The organism is Psychroserpens sp. XS_ASV72, from assembly GCF_041224425.1.
In the GTDB taxonomy this organism is placed as follows: domain Bacteria; phylum Bacteroidota; class Bacteroidia; order Flavobacteriales; family Flavobacteriaceae; genus Psychroserpens.
In genome coordinates, this window is the sequence record NZ_JBGFGL010000085.1 from 316,829 (window position 1) to 338,466 (window position 21,638).

Consider the following 21,638-nt stretch of genomic DNA (forward strand, 5'->3'; position numbering starts at 1 on the left):
TTTTTGCCCTAGAATTGATTCTATGATAGCACAAGATTTCATTCCAAAATCGTATTTGAACCTCCCAGAATCAGGTCAGCATAAATGGGCTGCACCTAGTAACATTGCTCTAGTAAAATATTGGGGAAAAAAGAAGGATCAAATCCCTGAAAATCCATCTGTTAGTTTTACACTTAAGCATTGTAAAACCATCACATCTATAAGCTATTCAAAAAAGAAAAGCAGTGAAGGGTTTTCTTTTGATGTGTTTTTGGATGGCGAACAAAAAGAGGATTTCAAGCCAAAAATCGAAACGTTTTTTGAGCGTATTGAAGTGTATCTTCCGTTTTTAAAGGCGTACTATTTCAAAATAGAAACCTCAAATACATTTCCTCACAGTTCTGGAATAGCCTCTTCAGCTTCTGGAATGAGTGCTTTGGCAATGTGCCTAATGAGTCTTGAAAGAGATATAATTGTCCATTCTAGCAAAGATGGAAAAACTTTAGACGAAGACTATTTGATTAAAAAAGCATCCTTTTTGGCGCGATTGGGCTCTGGTAGTGCCAGTCGAAGTATTGAAGGAGATTTGATTGTTTGGGGAAAACATCAGGATATTGAAGGCAGCTCTGATTTGTTTGGTGTTAAGTATCCATATCCTGTGCATGGGAATTTTAAAAATTATCAAGATACCATTTTGTTGGTCGATAAAGGAGAGAAGCAAGTGAGCAGTACTGTTGGCCACAATTTAATGCATGGTCATCCTTTTTCTGAACGTCGTTTTGAACAAGCTCATGAAAACATGTCCAAACTCAAAGCGGTTTTTGAATCGGGAGATTTTGATGCTTTTATAAGTATTGTTGAAAGTGAAGCACTCACGCTGCATGCTATGATGATGACCAGTATGCCATATTTTATATTGATGAAACCGAATACCTTAGAAATTATCAATGCTATTTGGAAATTCAGGGAAAACACAAACTCTAAAGTTTGCTTTACACTTGATGCTGGCGCCAATGTTCATGTGCTTTATCCTGAAAAAGAAAAAGAAAATGTATTGAGGTTTATAAAAGAAAATTTAGTTGTGTATTGTCAAAACGGACATTATATTAGCGACGAAATAGGTTTTGGTGCTCAACCCTTATAGATTGTTAGCCAATATTTTATAAAATTATTGGCAGTTCAAAATAAACCAAATACTAGAATAATACGTATATTTGTTAAAGCTAATGGCGATTATTTCATGAAAGGACCTCTGTTTTACTCTAAAATCTTACTCTTTGGTGAGTATGGTATCATCAAAGACTCAAAAGGGTTATCAATTCCATACAATTTTTATAATGGAGCTTTGAAAATGGATGAAAATCCATCGGAAAAAGCAAAAAAATCCAACGAAGCCTTAAAAGGTTTTGCACAGCATTTAAAATCTCTAGATGCCTCTTTAGTGGAATTTGACTTTGAATCATTATCAAATGATGTGGACTCTGGAATGTATTTCGATTCTTCCATCCCACAAGGCTATGGTGTTGGAAGTAGTGGAGCCTTAGTTGCAGCTATTTATGATAAATATGCCAAAGATAAAATTACGGTTCTTGAAAACTTAACAAGAGAAAAGCTGTTGAAACTTAAGATGATTTTTTCTGAAATGGAATCTTTTTTCCACGGAAAATCTTCTGGATTAGATCCGTTAAATAGCTATTTAAGTATTCCAATCCTGATTAATTCAAAAGACAACATTGAAGCTACAGGTATTCCTGCCCAACAAACCGATGGAAAAGGTGCTGTGTTTTTATTAGATTCTGGAATGATAGGTGAAACGGCTCCTATGGTTCGTATTTTCATGGAAAACATGAAGCAGGAAGGCTTTAGAAACATGTTGAAGGATCAGTTTATCAAACACACCGATGCCTGTGTTGATGATTTCCTTAAAGGAGATATCAAGTCGCTTTTTAAAAATACCAAGCAACTGTCTAAAGTGGTGTTGAATAATTTCAAGCCTATGATTCCGAAGCAACTCCATGAATTGTGGAAAAATGGTATCGAAACCAATCAGTATTATCTGAAACTATGTGGTTCTGGAGGTGGAGGTTACATACTAGGGTTTACCGAAGATTTTGAAACTGCACAAAAATCTTTGAAGGATTATAAATTAGAGGTGGTTTATAACTTCTAAAATTTCGTTTATGCTTTCTCGCAGACAAAAACTTATCATGCTGAAATTTTTCAGTATGTTTTCAGTTGTGCGTGGTTATAACATATTGGTCATTGTCATTGCCCAATATTTAACATCAGTATATATTTTAGCTCACGACAAAGCCTTAAAAGCGGTTTTGTTCGATCTAAATTTGTTCATGTTGGTTTTGGCTTCAGCAGCCACCATAGCCGCAGGTTACATCATCAATAATTTTTACGATTCTGAAAAAGACTTGATCAATCGTCCATATAAATCTAAAATAGATCGGTTGGTGAGTCAAAACACGAAACTGTCCTTTTACTTTGTTTTGAATTTTTCAGCGGTCATCATGGCAAGTTATGTGTCGTTTAAAGCTGTGGTGTTTTTTTCCATTTATATCTTCGGAATATGGTTTTATTCCCACAAACTCAAGAAACTTCCCTTTATTGGAAATTTAACGTCAGCTATATTGACCATCACCCCATTCTTTGCCATATTTCTATACTATAAGAATTTCGAAACGGTTATTTTTGTTCATGCTATCTTCTTGTTTTTAATGATTTCTATGCGTGAGCTCACAAAGGATTTAGAGAATATGAAAGGCGACTTGCTTTTAGGTTACCAAACAATACCAGTGGTTTATGGCGATAAGACTTCCAAAATTATGTTAACAGTTTTAATAGCCTTAACGGCTGTGCCAATGTACTTGCTATTGTTCCATTTTAACATTGGGCATATGGACCTATTCTTTTATTTATCTATTGTATTGTTATTGCTTTTCTTGATTATATTATGGAGAGCTAAGACAAAAACCCATTACCTCATACTTCATAATATTTTGAAATTTATCATTCTAGCTGGTGTATTTAGTATTGTTTTACTGAATGTCAATGTGGTTTTGAATAGAATACATTAAATTGTATCGAACAAGTAATAGAATCTCAGTATATTAATACGATTTGTAAGTTGTATTGTACTACATTTGCAAAAAATTAAATCATGAGCAGACATCAAGGAGCAAAGGGAAAAGGAAGGTCTTCGGGTAGAGGACATGGGAAATCTGTCAATAAAGGAACAGGACGTGGTGGTGCTCAGGGCAAATCTAAGAGTTATGCTCGAGGAAATGCTCCTGTGAAGAAAGCACCTCAAGTTTCAAAACCAAAAAATTCAGACGATATTCGACTAAACAAGTACATTGCCAATTCTGGTATTTGTTCACGTCGTGATGCTGATATGCATATCTCTATAGGGAATGTAACCGTAAATGGTAAAGTCGTTACTGAAATGGGTTATAAGGTGAAACTTGAAGATGAAGTGCGTTTTGATGGTGCTCGTATTGTTCCTGAAAAGAAAACCTATATTCTCCTTAATAAACCCAAAGGATTTGCTACAACAACCAGCAATAGTAAAGGCAGAACTGTTATGGATTTAGTGGCAAATGCTACTAACGCTAGAGTAAAGCCAATTGGTCGATTGGGGAGAAATTCGCTAGGCTTGTTGCTTTTTACGAATGATGAAGATGTAGTCAAAAAGTTCACGAATTCTAAACGTGGTGTTGAACGATTGTTTGAAATTGAATTGGATAAGAATCTGAAGTTTGAAGATTTTGAAAAGATTCAAAAAGGGTTGAAAATTGATGGTAAATTAGTAGCTGTCGAAGCTATTAGCTATGTTGATGGTGCACCTAAAACACTTATTGGTTTAAAAATTAAAAACACAGGAAATTCATTGATCCATACTATCTTTGAGCATCTAAATTACGATATCGTTCGTATTGATTGTGTTGCGATAGGACATTTGACCAAAAAAGATTTGCCAAGAGGACACTGGAAACATCTTACTCAACAAGAGGTCAATACTTTGAAGATGTTGTAAGCTATTTGCTTACTTTTACTGTATAGGTAGCGATAAACTTATCGTTAATACTTACATGAACATCAAAAAACCCCTTACTTTCAAATTTATATTGAAAACTTAAAATGCTGTTGTCTAAGTTAACTTGAGATGGCTTAACGGTTTCTGTGTTGAATCCGTTATAAATTTTCAGTTGTAAGGTTTTAGGATCAATAGCTTGCTTTAATTTATATTTAAAGTTAAGAATGCCATTCCTCGATATTTCGTGATGCATTTGTTTTGGAGTAATGAGCGATTCAAGTGTTTTAAAAGCCGATCCATACAAAATAGGATTATTGATAAAGTCAGGAAAAGAAGGCTTTTTATCAGCTTCCAAAAGCATCCATTTCGTATCAACTGGGAAATGGGTTACAGCAAAAAACTCTGGTTCTGTAAAGAAAAGTCCATTATTGTAATCAAATTTGAATCCGTAATTTTTAGGATGGATAATGCCGCTTGCCCAAGTGGCATCACACAAATACCACTTACCGTTTAGCTTCACAGCATTCCAAGAATGGTTGGTTGATGAGTAATCGTCAATTGCTGTTGTACTGGTTCTTCCGAAGCCATTAATCATTCTACAATCGATATTGGCAAGTTTGGAAAGTTCGCTGATGATATAAGAATATCCAGAGCAAATGGTTCGTTTACGCTTTCTGAGCTTGTTAAAAAGACGTCCTTTAAATTTATCATTCCAATCTTTCAGCTCAAGGCTGTCGTCTTTATATTTTTCTCTTTTCCTTTTGTTTTTTAGATAGAGTCTGTAATCATTCGAAACATTTTGGCAAACCCATATATAAATAGCCCTAAAGCGCTCTACATCTGTATCTAGATTTGAGGTTAGTTTATGAACTAAATCAGGAAGATTTTTTAAGTTTTCACCTTCATGTATTTTAGCGATATTATCGGCTTTGGAAAAATCAATATGATCAAAGTCGGATACTTGGCTATATCCAAAATGAACAACCAATAGTAGGATGACTAAGCACCTAAACGATTTCATTTATCGAGACCGTTTTGATTTATAAGGTGTATCAACTGAAGGTGCACCAACGATATCGATGTGTTCAGAGGTCAGCTTTAGATCTATAAATGTGCTATTTTCGTTGATTTCAATACGTTGCGTTTTATAACCTAGATAACTGAAGACCAATACATCACCTACTTTTAGCGGTGTAGGAAAAATAAAAGTCCCATCCATATCAGTTATGGCACCAGCCTTACTGCCTTCCAAAGCAATGTTGACACCAGTTAACGGACCATCTTCATCACTCACCATTCCCTTAACAGTAATGGTATTGCTTGATGAGGTATTCTGAGCCTGTAAGGGGTTGAGCCCCATTACAAGTGCAAATAAAAACATTAAAACAGTGAATCCTGAAATTCTTGATTTTTTCTGAAGTATTGTTGTTTGTGCTTTCATAACGATTTGATTTTGTTTTCACCAAAACTACGATTCCGTTTAAAAACTTTAAATATAACTTTAGTTAATCTTATAGGACGTTTAGTGAAAGCTCATTTTCAATGAGTCATCTATTTTAATGGAATTGAAAATGAGATCAATTTTTTTTAAAAATAATACAAAAAAGCTTTGTGTGTCAAAAAATAAATTACATTTGCGCCGCTTTTTCATATATTTAAGAGCAATTTATTTAGCTGAACAAATTGAAACGTGTTTTTATGTTCGGGCTTTTGAAAGTTAGGAAGTCAAATTCAAAAGCAGCTTACAAGGTAAGTAACCGAATTTTAGAGCTAACTTCCGCTTATTTTCTTCTGATGAGCCAACATTTGTTTGGTTTCATTCCTACCACAGAACCTCAAATGCAAATTTGATGTCTCATGTTTTTTGTAATTTATACCTTTTCACTTTAATTATGCTGAAACAAGTATATTAATTATGTTGGCTTAACATCCATTTAATTTTAGCCAACTATATTTAACTTTTTAAAAAACATTAATGAAGACAAAATACATCGATTTGGTTAATCAAACATTTGATTTTCCACAATCAGAATTTAAACTTGAAAACAAAACCTTAGAATTTCATGATGTCGACCTTATGCAATTGGTTGAGGAATATGGAGCACCATTGAAATTCACCTATTTACCACAAATCTCCAACAATATCATTCGTGCCAAACAATGGTTTTCAAATGCTATTGAAAAGTATGATTATAAAGGGCGATATCATTATTGCTATTGTACTAAAAGCTCACATTTTAAGCACGTATTGGATGAAGCTTTAAAAAACAATATTCATATTGAGACCTCTTCGGCTTTTGATATTGACATCGTAGAGCGTTTGAAAGCCGATGGAAAAATCACAGATGAAACCTTTGTAATAAGTAATGGCTTTAAGCGTGCACAATATGTTACCAATATCGCTAGACTGATTAATAATGGGCACAAAAACGCCATTCCTATTATTGATAATTATGAGGAATTGGATTTGTTGTCGGCTGAAATCAACACCAATTTTAATGTAGGTATTCGTATTGCTTCTGAAGAAGAACCGAAATTTGAATTCTACACCTCCAGGTTGGGAATAGGTTATAAGAATATTGTTCCATTCTACAAAAATCAAATTCAAGGCAATGACAAAGTGAACCTTAAAATGCTTCACTTTTTTATCAATACAGGGATTAGAGACAATGCTTATTATTGGAACGAATTAACGAAGTGTCTTAAAGTATATACCAGTTTGAAGAAGGTATGTCCTACTTTGGATAGCTTGAATATTGGTGGTGGATTTCCTATTAAAAATTCATTGGCTTTTGATTTTGACTACGAATATATGGTAGATGAAATTGTGAATCAAATCAACTTGGTTTGTAAGGAAGAAGAGGTTGACGTACCACATATTTTTACCGAATTTGGAAGTTTTACAGTTGGGGAAAGTGGAGGTGCAATCTATGAGGTATTGTATCAAAAGCAACAAAACGATCGTGAAAAATGGAACATGATTAATTCATCTTTTATCACAACCTTGCCTGATACTTGGGCCATCAATAAGCGCTTTATCATGCTGCCAATCAATAGATGGTACGATTCTTATGAGCGCGTACTTTTAGGTGGACTAACTTGTGATAGTGATGATTATTACAATAGTGAGCAGCACATGAACGCGATTTATCTTCCGAAGTACAACAAAGAAAAACCATTGTACATTGGCTTCTTTAATACTGGAGCCTATCAAGAAACCATTGGTGGCTTTGGAGGTTTGCAACACTGCTTGATTCCATCACCAAAACATATTTTAATCAATAGAGATAACGATGGGAATTTGACCACCGAAGTTTTTAGCGAACAACAAAAGAGTGAAGACTTACTTAAAATTTTAGGATATAACAACACAAATTAAAAAACAACTAAATAAATAGTTGATTAAAAAAAATAAGAATTAAAATAATGAAACATAAAAATTACGCTGGAATTGAAGATGAATATTCAAAATTGGAATCTTCAAAAATTGTATTGATCCCTGTACCATATGATGGCACCAGCACATGGCAAAAAGGAGCAGATAAAGGTCCGCAAGCCTTTTTGCACGCTTCAGAGAATATGGAGCTTTACGATATTGAAACAGAAACAGAAGTTTATAAGCATGGTGTTTACCTTTCTGAACCTGTTACTGAAAATGCTTCTCCTGAAGCTATGGTTGATGCGGTTCATAAAGTTGTGAAGTCATACATCAAAAAAAATAAGTTCGTAACTATTTTCGGAGGAGAGCATTCTATTTCCATCGGAACGATTAGAGCGTTTAATGAGAGTTTCAACAACCTTACGGTTTTACAACTTGATGCACATGCCGATTTGAGGCAAACTTATGAAGGCAGCAAATGCAATCACGCATGTGCACTTTATGAGGCAAGCCAGAACACCAATTTAATTCAAGTTGGCATACGCAGTATGGATGTTATAGAGACAACAGTGATGGATAATGATAAGACTTATTTTGCACATGAAATGGCTGTTGATGATAACTGGATGGATTCTGCACTAGATCAAATGACCAATAATGTTTTCATTACTATTGATTTAGATGTTTTTGATCCATCAATTCTACCATCTACAGGAACTCCAGAGCCAGGAGGACTACTTTGGTATGAAACCTTGGATTTCTTGAAGCAGGTTTTTGAGGAAAAAAACGTCGTTGGATTTGATATCGTAGAACTATGTCCGAATCCTAATGAAAAATCATCAGATTTTTTAGCGGCTAAATTATATTATAAACTCCTGACGTATAAGTTTTTAAATGAAGAGGCAGATGATGATTATGTGAACAATTTTGAAGACATGACTTCAAGTAACAATAAATTTTCTAAATTTAGTGAAGACGATGACATCTAAAGGACACATATCACAGTTTATTGAAAAATACTATCTACACTTCAATGCTGCTGCATTGGTAGATGCAGCTAAAGCGTATGAAGATCAGTTGAATTCAGGAGCTAAGATGCTGGTTTCTCTTGCAGGAGCTATGAGTACAGCAGAGTTGGGAAAGATTTTCGCTGAGATGATTCGAAAAGATAAAGTTCATATTGTATCTTGTACAGGTGCAAATCTTGAAGAAGATATTATGAATTTGGTAGCGCATTCACATTATAAGCGTGTACCAAATTATCGTGATTTGACGCCTCAAGAGGAATGGGATTTATTGGAAAAAGGGCTCAACCGTGTTACCGATACCTGTATTCCAGAAGAAGAGGCCTTCCGAAGAATACAAGAGCATATCGTTAAAATTTGGAAAGATGCTGAAGCAAAGGGAGAGCGTTATTTGCCTCATGAGTACATGTATAAATTGTTGTTGTCTGGTGTTTTGGAAGAATACTATGAAATCGATTTGAAAGATTCCTGGATGTATGCCGCAGCAGAAAAAAACCTTCCTATTGTTTGTCCTGGTTGGGAAGACAGTACGATGGGTAATATTTTTGCCAGTTATGTGCTTAAGGGTGAGTTGAAAGCAAGCACTATGAAGTCTGGAATTGAGTATATGACCTTTTTAGCTGACTGGTATACTGATAATTCACAAAAAGGCATTGGGTTTTTTCAAATTGGAGGAGGAATTGCTGGTGATTTCCCAATTTGTGTTGTACCTATGTTATATCAAGATATGGAACGAACAGATACGCCATTTTGGAGTTATTTTTGTCAGATAAGCGATTCAACTACAAGTTATGGTTCGTACTCTGGAGCTGTTCCAAACGAAAAAATTACTTGGGGGAAATTAGATATTAATACACCAAAATTTATAATAGAAAGTGATGCCACAATTGTTGCGCCTCTCATTTTTGCCTACCTATTAGACTATTAATTATGAACAAAAGAGATAATCTTAAACGTGTCATTGTTGACTTTAAAAAACTAACACCAGAAATCTTGGCCTTATTGGTCGAAAAGTATCCTGATGGTTACGATGATGATCACATCATTTCATTTCGGAATGCCAATAATGAAATCGTTGAAGCTGTTGAAGTAACCACAGAAGACACCAAGTACCTCGTAAAAGTGAGTACCAAATTGTCTGTAACCATGGAGAATTATGATGAAGATGATTATGAAGACTTCGATAGTGACGATCCAGATGCAGTTCAAGAACCAGAACTTACTGACGAGGAAGATTCTGAAGACGAGTGATGTACAAGGTTTTGGCATATCAGGTTGCCAATGCTATTCAGGTTAACGAAGCAAGGCAGGAACTCAATTGGTCACTCCTGTTTCAGGATAGTGACGAGTTGTTTTATGAATATTCATCTCACAAATACATTTACATTTTTCAATATGGAATGATAAGTTTCTTCAACTTAAGTGCTGAGGAAATCGAGTCTGCTGTTACTGAAATATATAAGTTCAGCAAGCAAAATCTAACAGAAAAAATTTCTGAAGTTGTAGACATCAGTATTGAAAAAGACGCTAAAGTAGAGTTCGACAAGGTGGTTCTTCCAGAAATCAATGCAGAAATGATACGATTGGTGATGCTCAATGCTTCACAATCGGTTGCTTTAACGAGATATTCTGAAATTACCGAAGCGCTACTTATTGAAACCAATGAACACACTAAATACTTAGAAAACAAGGGTCGATTGGATATTTCCGGACAAAAATTAAAGCGATTTATTGGCAAAACCCTTAACATTAAAAATAAAATTTCGGAAAACCTATACATTTTTGATTCACCAGATATTGTGTGGGAAGATGAAACTTTAAACAAGCTCAATTCAGAACTTAAGCAAACTTTCGATTTAAAAGATCGTTACCGCTTAATTCATGATCGTGTTGATATTATTAAGGAGAATCTAGAGCTTTTTAAAGATATTATGGATCATAAGGAAAGCAGTAAATTGGAATGGATTATCATTATCTTAATTTTAGTTGAGGTAGTTGATATGTTTATCTTAAAATTGTTGTAAATTTAATTATATCAACACTCAATAATCTTAAAAATTATGGAAGCAGCATTTCACATATCGTTACCTTGCATAAGTGTAAAAGAAACCAAGAATTTTTATCATGAAATTATTGGAGCGCCTTTAGGTAGAGCGGCAGATGGTTGGGTTGATGTAAATTTGTTTGGAAATCAAATAACGTTTATAAGAGCTAAAAAATTCAATTTCATCAATCCTAATTACGTTTTTGAAGGAAAAATTCTACCATCCTTCCATTTTGGAGTCATTGTTAATGAAGAGGTATGGAAAGACGTGTACAATTCTTTAAAAAAAGAAAAGATAGGTCTTGTTGATAAAACAATTTTCTTAAAAGAAAAATCTGGTGAACACAAATCTTTTTTTGTTAAAGATCCGAATGATTATATGTTGGAATTTAAATGCTTTAAAAACCCTAAAAACATGTTTAAGTCTTAAATTTAATCTAAACAGATTTTACGATACTAAGAAGCCAACCATTACAGTTGGCTTTTTTTATTTGTACTAGTAGGTGTTTTAAAAAATAGTTCCCAAATAAAAAAGCCGTAAACGATTACATATTCCATGGCAATAAGCCATAAGTTTTCAGATTTATCCGCTTTATTGGTTCCTAAGTAGGCAAGGTAACTCAGAATGATGACCGCGGACCATACAATAGGATATTTATAGTTTGTAAAAATACTAAGTGCCAATAAAGTTGTTACATACCAAGGATGAACAGTTGTACTCAAAAACAAATAGATGGTGAAGGCGATAAGCATGTTTCTTATTAAGATCTTGATGTCACTATTGTTCTTTCGTAGTGATAAAACCAAGACAATCAATAGGATTATTGCAGATAGAATTTTTCCAATGATTGCAATTTCGTTGTAGCCTCTAAATAAGTAGCCTATTTCACGTACTACATAGTAGATGCTCGCATTAAACTCAAAATTATTGAACCAAAGGGCTACGGTTTGGGTATAATTCTGAATAAATTCAAAATTGAAAAAAGGAATAAAAAGAATGATGATGGTCAAGCCAACAACAAGATAAAATGACACCAATCGCTTGAAATCAATTTTTGAATTGGAGTCTTTTTTGAAGTATTTCAAGAATAAAGGAAGGAACAATAATGGCATTAATTTCACTGAAATAGATAAACCAAAAACAATAGCAGCCCATTGCCAACGGTTTTGATGTAAGAGATACAAGCTCCAAATTAAAAAGAACACCATAACACCTTCAAAATGTAAATTTCCGGTGAGTTCAATGATGATAAACGGATTAAGGATATACCAAAATATATGTTTCTCAGAAAGGTTGAATTGTTTCAATAATCGTTTTCCAAAGATTAAGATTCCAAAATCAGCAGCTATAATAAGTACTCTCAAAACCATCACTGAACCTAAAATACTGTGTCCAGAAAACAGTCCGGCAATGACAAAGCCAAGTTGATGTATGGGTGGATAATTGGTAAAATGGCTGGCATTTAAATTGCCCATGCCAGCATATAATTCATTAGCTTGTGCTATTGGAAAATTTCCAAATTGTATAAATGATTCTGGTGTATAGAGATACGGATTAAAACCTTCAAGAAGCAATCGTCCATCCCAAATGAAACGGTAAAAATCCTGAGATAGATTTGGGATTGCCAAGATAAAAACCGCTCGACTTAAAAAACTTATAATACTTAAGTATTTTAGGTTATCAACCGTTCTTATTAAGGTGATAAAAACAGCCCAAAGCAACCCATAAATTAAAAGTAGCTTAGTGTATTCGGTTCTCACTAAATCGTAAGCAAACACAAAGTAGAGGAGCAGACTTACAATAGTCAACACCAAAGGAATCTTATGAAATTTCAAAGATACCATCAGGTTTTAGAAGTAATAGATTTAAAAAAGACATAGCCAAAACCTATACAAAGCATAAGATGAAACGGGAACAATCCGAAATCGCCACCTTGATCTCCAACAATAAATGCACTGTATAACCCGAACCCGAAATAAAGCATCAATATTCCTTCGATAATAATGTGAGGCGACAATTTTTTCCTTAAGTAAATGTTTCCTTTCCAAGAATCCTTAATAGAACTGATGTTGAATTTTGGCGTTCGAACAAACTCACTGCGTTTCCCGAAATGACCTTCCAAAACGGCTATAGAATTATGTAGCGAGAATCCCATAGCTATAGAAAAAAATGTAAAGAACATACCAATGTATTTGAAAAACCGTTTAAAGCCACCACCATAAATCTGCTTGTACATATACCAATAACAGATAAAGAAAATGATGGTGCTTATCACAAAGAAGCTTAAGACATAAAAATACATTCGTAAATGCTCGTATTCATTTTTAATGTACAACATTGGGATGCTCAAAACGGCAACGATAAAAATGTTTAAAAACATAGTGCTGTTCAATAAATGAAGCAAACCATGCACTTTGGTTTTTGGACTGATGCTCTTTGATTTTAGAATCCGCCAAAGCATTTTTCGGAAATTTTCTGCGCCACCTTTGTTCCACCTAAATTGTTGTGAACGCGCTGCACTGATGACTACTGGTAGCTCTGCAGGTGTTTCTACATCTTCCAAATATTTGAATTTCCAGTTTTTGAGTTGCGCCCTGTAACTTAAATCCAAATCTTCAGTGAGTGTGTCACCTTCCCAGTTGCCTGCATCAATAATGCAGTCTTTTCTCCAAACACCAGCTGTTCCATTGAAGTTGATGAAATGCCCTTTGCTATTTCGGCCAACTTGCTCCAAGGTAAAATGTGCATCCAAGGCAAACGCTTGAATTTTGGTTAATAAGGAGTAGTTTCGATTGATATGACTCCAACGGGTTTGAACCACTCCAATCTTACCATCTTTGAAGTATGGTATGGTGCGTTTTAACCAATTGCGCTTTGGAAGAAAATCAGCATCAAAAATGGCAATAAATTCTCCTTTGGCTATTTTCAGACCTTCCTTAAGTGCACCAGCTTTAAAACCTTTTCTGTCAGCCCTTGTAATATGTTGGATATCTAAGCCAGTGGATTTTAATCTGTCAATATGTTGCTTGGTCGATTTTACAGTATCATCAGTTGAATCATCAAGAACTTGTATTTCGAGTTTATCTTTTGGATAATCAATTTCGGCAATATTATCGAGCAAGCGTTCCATAACGTACATTTCGTTGTACACAGGCAATTGGATGGTGACAAAAGGAACTTCTTCAGGAATTGACAAATCAAAGGTTTCACAATTCTCATTGTGTTTTTTAGATGATAAATAATTGTATAATAGATTCAGTTGAGCCAAAGCGTACAAAAAAATAAGGACGATGGCAATGGTGTAAATAACAATTATAATAGATTCGAGAATCATGATTTAAAACTGTATTTGAAAATCCAACCCAAGATTTTCACACCTGCAAAAATAGCACCTTTTACCGTTCCTGAAACTTTAGAAACACCTATTCTGTTTCTATAATTTACTGGAATTTCAGTGTAGGTCATGTTTTGTTTTAAAACCTTAAGTTGCATTTCTACGGTCCATCCGTAGGTTTTGTCTTCCATTTTTAAAGCGAGTAGCTTTTTGTATTTAATGGCTCTAAACGGACCTAAATCAGTAAATCTTGAACGGAACATCCAGCGCATCAATGTTGTGGCTAACCAATTTCCAAATATTTGAGGCATGGTCATCGAGCCATTTTCCCTTAACTGTTTTGCTCTTGCACCAACCACAAAATCAATATCATCATCAAGAATTGGAGCGATCAACTTGGAGAGTTCTTCAGGATAATCACTATAATCACCATCTAAAAATACAACGATATCAGGTTCTAATTCTTGATTGGCGAGATAATCCATCCCTTTCAAACAAGCATAGCCATATCCTTTTCTCGATTCTGTAAGAACTGTTGCGCCAGCTTCAGTAGCGTTTTGTTCTGTTTGGTCTGTTGAGTTATTGCTGACGACAATAATTTCATCAACCACATTTGGAATATCTTTAATGACAAGTCCGATGGAATCTGCTTCATTGTAAGCAGGAATGATAACTTTAATTAGTGGCATTAGGTTAATTTGAAACAGTAAAAGTACACATCTTATTTCTCGTTAACCAATGTCATCAGGTCAACATCATTTCCTAGAAGTATGTCGTTTGAATTGATGCGTCCTTTCATACTATCATTTTCTAATTTCAGAACACCTCTCGGGCAAACCGCAGCACAAATGCCGCAACCTACACAACTGGAACGCACAATATTTTCACCTTTCTGTGCGTATGCACGCACATCAATTCCCATCTCGCAGTAGGTTGAACAATTTCCGCAGGAAATACATTGTCCGCCATTGGTAGTGATTCTAAATTTTGAAAACAAACGCTGTTGAAATCCGAGAATAGCAGCCATCGGACAACCAAAACGGCACCAAACCCGATTTCCTAAAATAGGATAAAAACCTGTGCCGATGACTCCTGAAAAGATAGAGCCAATGTAAAGTCCGTAAGCCGAACGCAACTGATACCCTTCAATAAAAAACACGTGTTCAGTAGTTCCTGTAAGATGCATAAAAATCAATAGGATGATTACCGAAAAGAATCCGATAGCGCCATACTTGGCATCTTTTTCTAGTTCTTTTCTTTTAAACAACATGATACTTCCAAAAACCAATGATAAAAATCCGATGACAAGACAAATAAACACAGATCTTGTCAGCCAAAAATCATTTTTATCATAGCCTAAATAGGTGTACACCATGGCTGTAGTCATCACCACAGAAAACACCAAAACCACATGAACCAACCAACGTTCAATCTTCCAAGCATATAATTTTTTTGAGGATAATTGTCTGAACGAATCTCCTGCCGTTTCAGCTAATCCGCCACAACCACAAACCCAAGAGCAGTACCAACGTTTCCCAAATTTATAGGTCAGAATTGGTGTGATGACAAAAATGGAAACTATACCAAAAAGCAGAAGCGCTAAACCGATTGTTCCATTAGATAAAAATGCATTTACAGACCACTCATCGAACAAGTAGTAATTAAGAGGCCAGATGTTTTTTAAATCGTAATAAGGCAAGTCATTGTTCATGACATACATGAATTCTGGAATCAGGAACGCGAATCCCAATTGAAAAAACATGACTGAAAAGGTGCGCAATTGTTGGTAGCGATTATGTCTGTATTTCAACAAGAATTTATATCCGAATGCCAAAATAGCCAAGGTGTACAAGGTCCCGTAAACAAACCACTGACTTGCATTTCTTTCGCTCAATAAGTTGCTCAAAGGATCGAACATGGCAATTAAACCTGAGTTCGGATTGCCATCTGTTCCCAATCCAAGATATTTTGGGTAGAAATAAAGTACGATGTAAAATACGGTTAGAATTACGCCAACCAACCAACCCCAAATACCACGCGAGGAAATCGATTTAAACCAAACACCATCATTTTTAATGCCTTCAGATTTTGATATATAAGCTTCCCTAGAAAACCAAATCGTCCCAGTTGCAATGAGGCCTAAAGCGAGAGTGAGCCATAAGCCATTGTTTGGTAAAGTGGTATTGAATACAGCTAATGCCATAATAAACAAACCCATAACACCTAATGCTAAAGCTATTCGTTGCGAATTTGAAATAGCTAAGGCATCAGGTTTTGCCAACGACATACTATGATCTAGTTTATTGCTCATACTGTTTGGGTTTGTAATTGGTTTTTGTAAGCAGAAAGGATTTCTGATTCGTATCGTTTATAAAACTCTGGATCAAAGTTCGCTTCTGAAAGATGCTCCACGACGAAGTCAACATCTCGTTTTTCATTCAGCCATTGATCAAATTTGTCATGACGCATTCGAATGCCAAAGGTATTGATGCCAAGAAACTGTTTGGTGTCTTTATGATACGCTATAGTTATGCATTTCGCATCGTCTTGATGTTTCCAATGAAAATGTGTTTCATAGTCTGGTCGCCCTTTTTTTCCAAAAACCCAACCATAGGTTTGGTATTCAATATCAAAAAACTTAGCCGAATTGAACCAATGACCAGGATTGTACTGCATTCGATTTCCACAAAGCGTTTGTGCTAATGTTTCGCCCATCATGCGTCCAGTGTACCAAACCGCTTCTATTGGTCTTCGGTTTCCTATGGCTTCACGTTGTTCGGCACAATCACCAATGGCGTAGACATTTTGTATGTTGGTTTCCAAATAACGATTTACTAAAACCCCCTTTTCGATCTCAATGTTTGATGGTTTTAAAAAATCAATATTTGGAGACACACCAGCTGTTAGACCAACAACATCGCAGGTGATCTCCTCTCCAGTTTCTTTGATGATGACCGATTTTACCTTGCCGTTTTCATCGGCTTTTATTTCTTGAAGATTGGAAGATAATCTCAAATCGATATGATGGCTTTTGATATGCCGATTGATCATTTCACTTTCACCTTCAGGTAACACACTGTTCCAAAAGCTCGATTCTCGAACTAAAAAGGTCACGGGAATACTTCTGGAACTTAACATTTCAGCCAATTCAATACCTATTAATCCGCCACCAACAATAACCGCACGTTTACAAATTTTGTTATTTGGTGCAAAGGTCTCAAGATTTTCTAAATCCTGTTTATGATATAGTCCCATAACACCTTCCAAATCTTGTCCAGGCCAACCAAACTTATTGGGTTTGCTTCCAGTAGCGATAACTAGTTTGTCATAGCTAATGCGATTTCCATCGGAAAGCTTGAGTTGCTTTTGATCTGTATCGACATGCTCGACATAAGCCTTAACGAGATTGATATGGTTCTTTTCCCAAAACCAATTCTCGTAGGGTTGTGTGTGTTCAAACTTCATGTGTCCCATATACACATACATAAGTGCTGTTCGGGAAAAGAAATACTCGGTTTCAGCAGAAATAATGGTTATCTTTTTATCGGAACGTTTTCTAACATGTCTAGCAAGTGTAATGCCTGAAATTCCATTTCCGATAATAACGAGGTGTTCCATAGAATTTTGTTCTGATGATAAGTCGTCTTAAAGATAAGAACTTAACAAATGATATTGGGACGTATTCAAAAGACAATTGAAAATAAGTGAGATTTAACGCATTCTTAATGCGAATTATATAAGTTAAGCTGTAATTTAGAGTTGAAAATATTTTAGTATGACTTTTATAAGACTATTGTTTTTAATACTTGTCTTTAATTCGTGTGCCGTCCAACAACCAAAGATCAACGGATTAAGTTTTGTGGCTTCAAGAGAGGCTATTGATGACTCTCATGCCAATCCAGTAGCCGAAGTGGGAGCTAATTTTGTAGCGATTATGCCTTTCGGGTTTATTAGGGATTTAGAATATCCTGAAATTGTACATAATACCGAACGACAATGGTTTGGTGAAATTCGAGAAGGGGCTAAACAGTATATTGAAACGCTTCGTAAGAAAGATGTCAAGATCATGATAAAACCACAAATTTGGGTTTGGCGAGGTCTGTATACTGGTCATATTGAGATGAATTCAGAAGAACTTTGGAAAACTTTTGAAACATCCTATAAAGATTTCATTATGGAATATGCTCATCTTGCTGAAGAAACCCAAAGTGAGTTGTTTTGTATTGGTACAGAATTAGAGGCTTTCGTAAAGTATCGTCCAGACTATTGGAACCAATTGATTAAGGATATCAAAAGTATTTACAAAGGAAAGCTGACCTATGCTTCAAATTGGGATGAATTTAAACGCACGCCTTTTTGGAACGATTTAGATTATATAGGTGTTGATGCTTATTTTCCTGTGAGTGATCAAAAAACTCCAACGGTTGAAGATTGTATAAAAGGTTGGAAATCCCACAAAACTGAAATTGAAAATCTGTCAAAAACGTATAACAAGCCAATTCTGTTTACTGAATATGGATACCGAAGTATGGATTTTACCGGAAAGGAACCATGGGAAAGTGACTATAAAATCACCTCACTAAATTTTGAAGGTCAAGCCAATGCTACACAAGCCTTATTTGAAACCTTTTGGAATGAAGAATGGTTTGCTGGCGGATTTGTTTGGAAATGGTTTCATAACCATGAAAAAAGTGGTGGAAAGGAAGACAATCAATTTACGCCCCAAAACAAACCTGTTGAAATGGTTATCAAATCTTACTATTTAAAAGACTGATATGAGAACATTGGTTATTGGTGATATTCATGGTGGATTAAAAGGACTCATCCAATTGATGGAACGTGCTAAGGTAAAGCCGACAGATCATCTTATTTTTCTTGGCGATTATGTGGATGGATGGAGTGAATCGGCTCAAGTGATACAATATCTCATTGAATTGTCAAAAACCAATGATTGCATCTTCATTAAAGGCAATCATGATGTCTGGTGTGAAGAATGGCTTCGCAATAATAGAAGTCCGTTAGTTTGGTTATCTCATGGCGGACAAGAAACTGTGGAGAGTTATGCTAAATTTTCCGAAGCTGAAAAGCAACAGCACCTGGATTTTTTCAGTAGTATGCCTTTATATCATATTGATGAAAACCAACGTTTGTTTATTCATGCTGGTTTCACCTCAATGCATGGAGTTAATAACGAAACCGATAGTACGAACTTTTATTATGATAGAACCCTATGGGAAATGGCTTTGGCTATGGATAAAAAGTTAAAAACGAAATCTGAGTTTTACCCTAAAAGACTAAAGCATTATTCTGAAATTTATATCGGACACACACCAACAATTAATTATAACAAGAAAAAGCCGATTCATGTAGCCAATGTTTGGAATGTCGATACTGGTGCAGCATTTACAGGAAAATTATCAGCTATAGATATTAACACCAAAGAAGTTTTTCAGAGTAGACGATTACAAAATTTATATCCTGATGAAATGGGTCGAAATAAGGATTAGTTTAGAAGGTGCTTTTTATAGTAAGCATACAAATCATCTGCTGAAGCACCAAGCGATTTTTTGAGATGGATGACCCAAAAATGAAACTGCAATTTCCAGATACCTTGCTTTTCATAACGTCTTGCTGAGCTTTTAATCTTTTTGTTTATAACAACAAATTTGCTCTGTTTATAAAGCTCGTCGATTAAGACGTTATCTTCATAAATAATATAATTTTCATCATAACCACCAATGTCTTCAAATAAGTTTTTGGAGACAAACAAGCTTTGATCACCACCTCTACAGACTTTCCAAGAGAATTGTGTAAACCAACTAGCCAATCGCAACCACCAATGGTTACTGTCAAATTGCATTCGGAAACAGCCTGCTAAATTTTCTTTTTCAACTTCTTCTAAAATGTAACGATCAAAATATTTTGGTGGAAAGGAGTCGGCATGTAAAAAGTAAAGTATGGTTCCTGAAGCTTTTTGGGCTCCAAAATTCATCTGTTTGGCTCTGCCTTTTTCTGAATGTAATAATCGTGCAGCGTCAAAATCATTGACAATTTTACTAGTGTCATCTGTACTGCCACCATCAACAATGATAAATTCTAGCGTATTCGGATTAAAAGCATTTTCAGTAAGATATAAAATGAGTTTGCCAATGGTTTCAGCTTCGTTAAGAACTGGAATTATGACGGAAATCTTAATCATTCAGATTCCAATTGTATTCCATGTAGCTAATTTCAGCATCTTCAGAAATAGTGACATCAGTATAGCGATTAATGAAATCAATAACAGTGGATTCTGAAGACTTAAAATCCTTTGTAAACCACTTGAAAATTTTCGATATCTCTAATTGGCTTTTGGTAATCTTGTTTTTGGAAGGGTCTAAAAGAAATTCCTTTGTGGCATTGGTCAGTTGGGATTCCAAATCTCTAGCAGTGAAAGCTGTGTTTTGTAATTTCGGACAAGAGATTGAAGCACAAACGATTGCAAAATGAATCCTAGGCTCGTCCATTTTACGTAAGATTTGGTGTTCAATATCATTAAGACTGTAAACATCGTTTCCTATTTTCCAAAGCTCTTGATTCCAAGGGTTATCGATGTCCTTGATACTTTTCAAGGGATGATTTCTCAGGATTAAATCTATGGTTAGTGCATTATAAGCGTTGATCCAATAAGCTAATTTTTCTTGACGACTCCAATCGTTTTGTGGCGGATTGTTTTTCAGAAGGAAGATATAATTATATAATCCAGAGCTATCAGATTTCAAACCCTTATAATTCACTTGTCCAGTATTTGACACAAATTTCTGAAGAACGTCATTCCAAATCTCATGATCAATGGTGTTGGATGTTTTTTCAGTGTTTGTTTTGACTTGCGCTGAAGTGCCACAATTGAAAAGTGCAAAAGTGAAAAACAGTAAGAAAAACGATTTTAGATGCATTACTTTTGATTTAATGGATATAATTCCTGTTCAACAAATCCTTTTGGGAATTGCTCATCACCTTCAAAACCAAGTTCAATATCTTTTCCATCACGAGGAATGTAATCGGTTTTAAAAAGATAATCCCAAATACTTAAGGTTAGTCCAAAATTCACGCCATATCTTGCATGTTGAGGTAATTCTTTGGCGTGATGCCAAATGTGCATTTTAGGATTGTTGAAAATATACTTCAAAATGCCATAGTCCCAACCCAAATTTGCATGGTTGAGATGACCAATAGCAATGGCAAAGAAATAAACAATAGCAACATCTTGAGCGCTGTAATTGGCTATAATAGCTAAGGGAATATACCTAATGGAATTATAAACAACTGGTTCCATCCAGTGATAACGTAAATGTGCTGCAAATCCCATTTGCTTCACACTGTGATGCACTTTGTGAAAATTCCATAACCATGGCACGCGATGTAACAAGCGATGGGTATTCCATTGTACAAAGTCGTTCACCAAAAAGAAAATGAGTAGTCCCAACCATTTTGGTAAATCTGTTGAATCAAATAATTGGAAATCCGAAAGTTGCAGTCCGATCAAACCCAAAACATCGTTAAATAATTCAGCGACAGTATTGGAAAGGGCAATCAGAACGATTAAATTCAGAAGGAAAAAATTGAAAAACATGTAAAAAGTATCCAGCCAAAAGTCTTTTCTAAACAAGGGTTGGTCCTTACGCCAAGGGAATGCAATTTCAAGTATCCAAACAATAACCGAAATTAAAATCAAACCATAAAAATAGTTATCCCAATTATTTTGGAATAAGAGTTCTCGTTTGAGGTAATTCCAATACCCAACATAAGATTCCTGAATGATGTCAATGTACTTTTCCATAACTAAATTTTA

The 21,638-nt window shown here is 35.1% G+C and carries 22 protein-coding genes; 12 read left to right on the forward strand and 10 right to left on the reverse strand.

Features of this window, described 5'->3' with window-relative positions:
* Nucleotides 1-22: 22 nt before the first annotated feature.
* From AB9K26_RS14980 to AB9K26_RS14995, 4 genes are all read left to right on the forward strand, one after another.
* Complete coding sequence (locus AB9K26_RS14980) at nt 23-1,123, forward strand: diphosphomevalonate/mevalonate 3,5-bisphosphate decarboxylase family protein (RefSeq protein ID WP_369973384.1); 1,101 nt, start codon at nt 23-25, stop codon at nt 1,121-1,123.
* A 96-nt stretch (nt 1,124-1,219) separates the two neighbouring features.
* Nucleotides 1,220-2,149, forward strand: coding sequence for a mevalonate kinase (locus tag AB9K26_RS14985; RefSeq protein WP_369973385.1), 930 nt, complete (start codon nt 1,220-1,222; stop codon nt 2,147-2,149).
* Nucleotides 2,150-2,159: 10 nt separating this feature from the next.
* Nucleotides 2,160-3,065: a geranylgeranylglycerol-phosphate geranylgeranyltransferase gene (locus tag AB9K26_RS14990; RefSeq protein WP_369973386.1), complete on the forward strand. Its 906-nt coding sequence runs from the start codon at nt 2,160-2,162 to the stop codon at nt 3,063-3,065.
* A gap of 83 nt (nt 3,066-3,148) precedes the next feature.
* Nucleotides 3,149-4,024: a pseudouridine synthase gene (locus AB9K26_RS14995; RefSeq protein ID WP_369973387.1), complete on the forward strand. Its 876-nt coding sequence runs from the start codon at nt 3,149-3,151 to the stop codon at nt 4,022-4,024.
* Nucleotide 4,025: 1 nt separating this feature from the next.
* Here the strand turns inward: AB9K26_RS14995 and AB9K26_RS15000 are convergent, their stop codons facing one another.
* Both AB9K26_RS15000 and AB9K26_RS15005 read right to left on the reverse strand, forming a co-directional pair.
* Nucleotides 4,026-5,045 carry a transglutaminase domain-containing protein gene (locus AB9K26_RS15000; RefSeq protein ID WP_369973388.1) on the reverse strand — a complete coding sequence of 340 codons (1,020 nt, stop codon included), beginning with the start codon at nt 5,043-5,045 and terminating at the stop codon, nt 4,026-4,028.
* Nucleotides 5,046-5,465: a carboxypeptidase-like regulatory domain-containing protein gene (locus tag AB9K26_RS15005; RefSeq protein WP_369973389.1), complete on the reverse strand. Its 420-nt coding sequence runs from the start codon at nt 5,463-5,465 to the stop codon at nt 5,046-5,048.
* 534 nt (nt 5,466-5,999) lie between these two features.
* On the opposite strand from AB9K26_RS15005, the gene AB9K26_RS15010 reads away from it, so the two are divergent.
* The 6 genes from AB9K26_RS15010 to AB9K26_RS15035 are packed head-to-tail and all read left to right on the forward strand — an operon-like array spanning nt 6,000 to nt 10,902.
* Nucleotides 6,000-7,403, forward strand: a complete 1,404-nt coding sequence (locus tag AB9K26_RS15010; RefSeq protein WP_369973390.1) for an arginine decarboxylase — start codon at nt 6,000-6,002, stop codon at nt 7,401-7,403.
* A gap of 47 nt (nt 7,404-7,450) precedes the next feature.
* Complete coding sequence (gene speB / locus AB9K26_RS15015; protein ID WP_369973391.1) at nt 7,451-8,392, forward strand: agmatinase; 942 nt, start codon at nt 7,451-7,453, stop codon at nt 8,390-8,392.
* Nucleotides 8,382-9,356, forward strand: coding sequence for a deoxyhypusine synthase family protein (locus tag AB9K26_RS15020; protein ID WP_369973392.1), 975 nt, complete (start codon nt 8,382-8,384; stop codon nt 9,354-9,356). Before speB ends, AB9K26_RS15020 begins: the two co-directional genes overlap by 11 nt.
* A gap of 2 nt (nt 9,357-9,358) precedes the next feature.
* On the forward strand, nt 9,359-9,679 hold the full coding sequence (locus AB9K26_RS15025; RefSeq protein WP_369973393.1) for a hypothetical protein: 321 nt from the start codon (nt 9,359-9,361) through the stop codon (nt 9,677-9,679).
* Nucleotides 9,679-10,452: an RMD1 family protein gene (locus tag AB9K26_RS15030; RefSeq protein ID WP_369973394.1), complete on the forward strand. Its 774-nt coding sequence runs from the start codon at nt 9,679-9,681 to the stop codon at nt 10,450-10,452. The genes AB9K26_RS15025 and AB9K26_RS15030 overlap by 1 nt, the downstream gene beginning before the upstream one ends.
* A gap of 36 nt (nt 10,453-10,488) precedes the next feature.
* A complete protein-coding gene (locus tag AB9K26_RS15035; protein ID WP_369973395.1) occupies nt 10,489-10,902 on the forward strand; it encodes a VOC family protein in 414 nt (137 codons plus the stop codon).
* A 41-nt stretch (nt 10,903-10,943) separates the two neighbouring features.
* Here AB9K26_RS15035 and AB9K26_RS15040 read toward each other — a convergent pair whose 3' ends face one another.
* From AB9K26_RS15040 to AB9K26_RS15060, 5 genes are read right to left on the reverse strand one after another with little or no spacing between them, the layout of a single operon-like run.
* Entirely contained in the window at nt 10,944-12,317 is a 1,374-nt protein-coding gene (locus tag AB9K26_RS15040; RefSeq protein WP_369973396.1) for a glycosyltransferase 87 family protein, read from the reverse strand.
* Entirely contained in the window at nt 12,317-13,807 is a 1,491-nt protein-coding gene (locus AB9K26_RS15045; RefSeq protein ID WP_369973397.1) for a cellulose synthase family protein, read from the reverse strand. The genes AB9K26_RS15040 and AB9K26_RS15045 overlap by 1 nt, the downstream gene beginning before the upstream one ends.
* Nucleotides 13,804-14,496, reverse strand: a complete 693-nt coding sequence (locus AB9K26_RS15050; protein WP_369973398.1) for a glycosyltransferase family 2 protein — start codon at nt 14,494-14,496, stop codon at nt 13,804-13,806. The genes AB9K26_RS15045 and AB9K26_RS15050 overlap by 4 nt, the downstream gene beginning before the upstream one ends.
* 32 nt (nt 14,497-14,528) lie before the next feature.
* The gene (locus AB9K26_RS15055) at nt 14,529-16,118 is read right to left on the reverse strand and encodes a 4Fe-4S binding protein (protein ID WP_369973399.1); all 1,590 of its coding nucleotides are present in this window, start codon (nt 16,116-16,118) and stop codon (nt 14,529-14,531) included.
* The gene (locus tag AB9K26_RS15060; RefSeq protein ID WP_369973400.1) at nt 16,115-17,425 is read right to left on the reverse strand and encodes an NAD(P)/FAD-dependent oxidoreductase; all 1,311 of its coding nucleotides are present in this window, start codon (nt 17,423-17,425) and stop codon (nt 16,115-16,117) included. Before AB9K26_RS15060 ends, AB9K26_RS15055 begins: the two co-directional genes overlap by 4 nt.
* A gap of 157 nt (nt 17,426-17,582) precedes the next feature.
* Here AB9K26_RS15060 and AB9K26_RS15065 point away from each other — a divergent pair, with 157 nt between their 5' ends.
* Both AB9K26_RS15065 and AB9K26_RS15070 read left to right on the forward strand, forming a co-directional pair.
* Nucleotides 17,583-18,581 carry a glycoside hydrolase TIM-barrel-like domain-containing protein gene (locus tag AB9K26_RS15065; RefSeq protein ID WP_369973401.1) on the forward strand — a complete coding sequence of 333 codons (999 nt, stop codon included), beginning with the start codon at nt 17,583-17,585 and terminating at the stop codon, nt 18,579-18,581.
* Between the two features lies 1 nt (nt 18,582).
* The gene (locus AB9K26_RS15070; RefSeq protein WP_369973402.1) at nt 18,583-19,314 is read left to right on the forward strand and encodes a metallophosphoesterase family protein; all 732 of its coding nucleotides are present in this window, start codon (nt 18,583-18,585) and stop codon (nt 19,312-19,314) included.
* Here the strand turns inward: AB9K26_RS15070 and AB9K26_RS15075 are convergent.
* Genes AB9K26_RS15075 through AB9K26_RS15085 form a run of 3 tightly spaced genes read right to left on the reverse strand, consistent with a single transcriptional unit; the run spans nt 19,311 to nt 21,626 of the window.
* Nucleotides 19,311-20,006 carry a TIGR04283 family arsenosugar biosynthesis glycosyltransferase gene (locus AB9K26_RS15075; RefSeq protein ID WP_369973403.1) on the reverse strand — a complete coding sequence of 232 codons (696 nt, stop codon included), beginning with the start codon at nt 20,004-20,006 and terminating at the stop codon, nt 19,311-19,313. The two genes, AB9K26_RS15070 and AB9K26_RS15075, sit on opposite strands and share 4 nt — an antisense overlap.
* Complete coding sequence (locus AB9K26_RS15080) at nt 19,999-20,742, reverse strand: DUF547 domain-containing protein (RefSeq protein ID WP_369973404.1); 744 nt, start codon at nt 20,740-20,742, stop codon at nt 19,999-20,001. The genes AB9K26_RS15075 and AB9K26_RS15080 overlap by 8 nt, the downstream gene beginning before the upstream one ends.
* Nucleotides 20,742-21,626, reverse strand: a complete 885-nt coding sequence (locus AB9K26_RS15085; protein ID WP_369973405.1) for a sterol desaturase family protein — start codon at nt 21,624-21,626, stop codon at nt 20,742-20,744. The genes AB9K26_RS15080 and AB9K26_RS15085 overlap by 1 nt, the downstream gene beginning before the upstream one ends.
* Between the last annotated feature and the right edge of the window lie 12 nt (nt 21,627-21,638).

Bases quoted from the DNA above. Each gene is read 5' to 3' on its own strand.
- AB9K26_RS14980 (WP_369973384.1), top strand. From the start codon at position 23: ATGATAGCACAAGATTTCATTCCAAAATCGTATTTGAACCTCCCAGAA.
- AB9K26_RS14985 (WP_369973385.1), top strand. From the start codon at position 1,220: ATGAAAGGACCTCTGTTTTACTCTAAAATCTTACTCTTTGGTGAGTAT.
- AB9K26_RS14990 (WP_369973386.1), top strand. From the start codon at position 2,160: ATGCTTTCTCGCAGACAAAAACTTATCATGCTGAAATTTTTCAGTATG.
- AB9K26_RS14995 (WP_369973387.1), top strand. From the start codon at position 3,149: ATGAGCAGACATCAAGGAGCAAAGGGAAAAGGAAGGTCTTCGGGTAGA.
- AB9K26_RS15000 (WP_369973388.1), bottom strand. From the start codon at position 5,045: ATGAAATCGTTTAGGTGCTTAGTCATCCTACTATTGGTTGTTCATTTT.
- AB9K26_RS15005 (WP_369973389.1), bottom strand. From the start codon at position 5,465: ATGAAAGCACAAACAACAATACTTCAGAAAAAATCAAGAATTTCAGGA.
- AB9K26_RS15010 (WP_369973390.1), top strand. From the start codon at position 6,000: ATGAAGACAAAATACATCGATTTGGTTAATCAAACATTTGATTTTCCA.
- speB (WP_369973391.1), top strand. From the start codon at position 7,451: ATGAAACATAAAAATTACGCTGGAATTGAAGATGAATATTCAAAATTG.
- AB9K26_RS15020 (WP_369973392.1), top strand. From the start codon at position 8,382: ATGACATCTAAAGGACACATATCACAGTTTATTGAAAAATACTATCTA.
- AB9K26_RS15025 (WP_369973393.1), top strand. From the start codon at position 9,359: ATGAACAAAAGAGATAATCTTAAACGTGTCATTGTTGACTTTAAAAAA.
- AB9K26_RS15030 (WP_369973394.1), top strand. From the start codon at position 9,679: ATGTACAAGGTTTTGGCATATCAGGTTGCCAATGCTATTCAGGTTAAC.
- AB9K26_RS15035 (WP_369973395.1), top strand. From the start codon at position 10,489: ATGGAAGCAGCATTTCACATATCGTTACCTTGCATAAGTGTAAAAGAA.
- AB9K26_RS15040 (WP_369973396.1), bottom strand. From the start codon at position 12,317: ATGGTATCTTTGAAATTTCATAAGATTCCTTTGGTGTTGACTATTGTA.
- AB9K26_RS15045 (WP_369973397.1), bottom strand. From the start codon at position 13,807: ATGATTCTCGAATCTATTATAATTGTTATTTACACCATTGCCATCGTC.
- AB9K26_RS15050 (WP_369973398.1), bottom strand. From the start codon at position 14,496: ATGCCACTAATTAAAGTTATCATTCCTGCTTACAATGAAGCAGATTCC.
- AB9K26_RS15055 (WP_369973399.1), bottom strand. From the start codon at position 16,118: ATGAGCAATAAACTAGATCATAGTATGTCGTTGGCAAAACCTGATGCC.
- AB9K26_RS15060 (WP_369973400.1), bottom strand. From the start codon at position 17,425: ATGGAACACCTCGTTATTATCGGAAATGGAATTTCAGGCATTACACTT.
- AB9K26_RS15065 (WP_369973401.1), top strand. From the start codon at position 17,583: ATGACTTTTATAAGACTATTGTTTTTAATACTTGTCTTTAATTCGTGT.
- AB9K26_RS15070 (WP_369973402.1), top strand. From the start codon at position 18,583: ATGAGAACATTGGTTATTGGTGATATTCATGGTGGATTAAAAGGACTC.
- AB9K26_RS15075 (WP_369973403.1), bottom strand. From the start codon at position 20,006: ATGATTAAGATTTCCGTCATAATTCCAGTTCTTAACGAAGCTGAAACC.
- AB9K26_RS15080 (WP_369973404.1), bottom strand. From the start codon at position 20,742: ATGCATCTAAAATCGTTTTTCTTACTGTTTTTCACTTTTGCACTTTTC.
- AB9K26_RS15085 (WP_369973405.1), bottom strand. From the start codon at position 21,626: ATGGAAAAGTACATTGACATCATTCAGGAATCTTATGTTGGGTATTGG.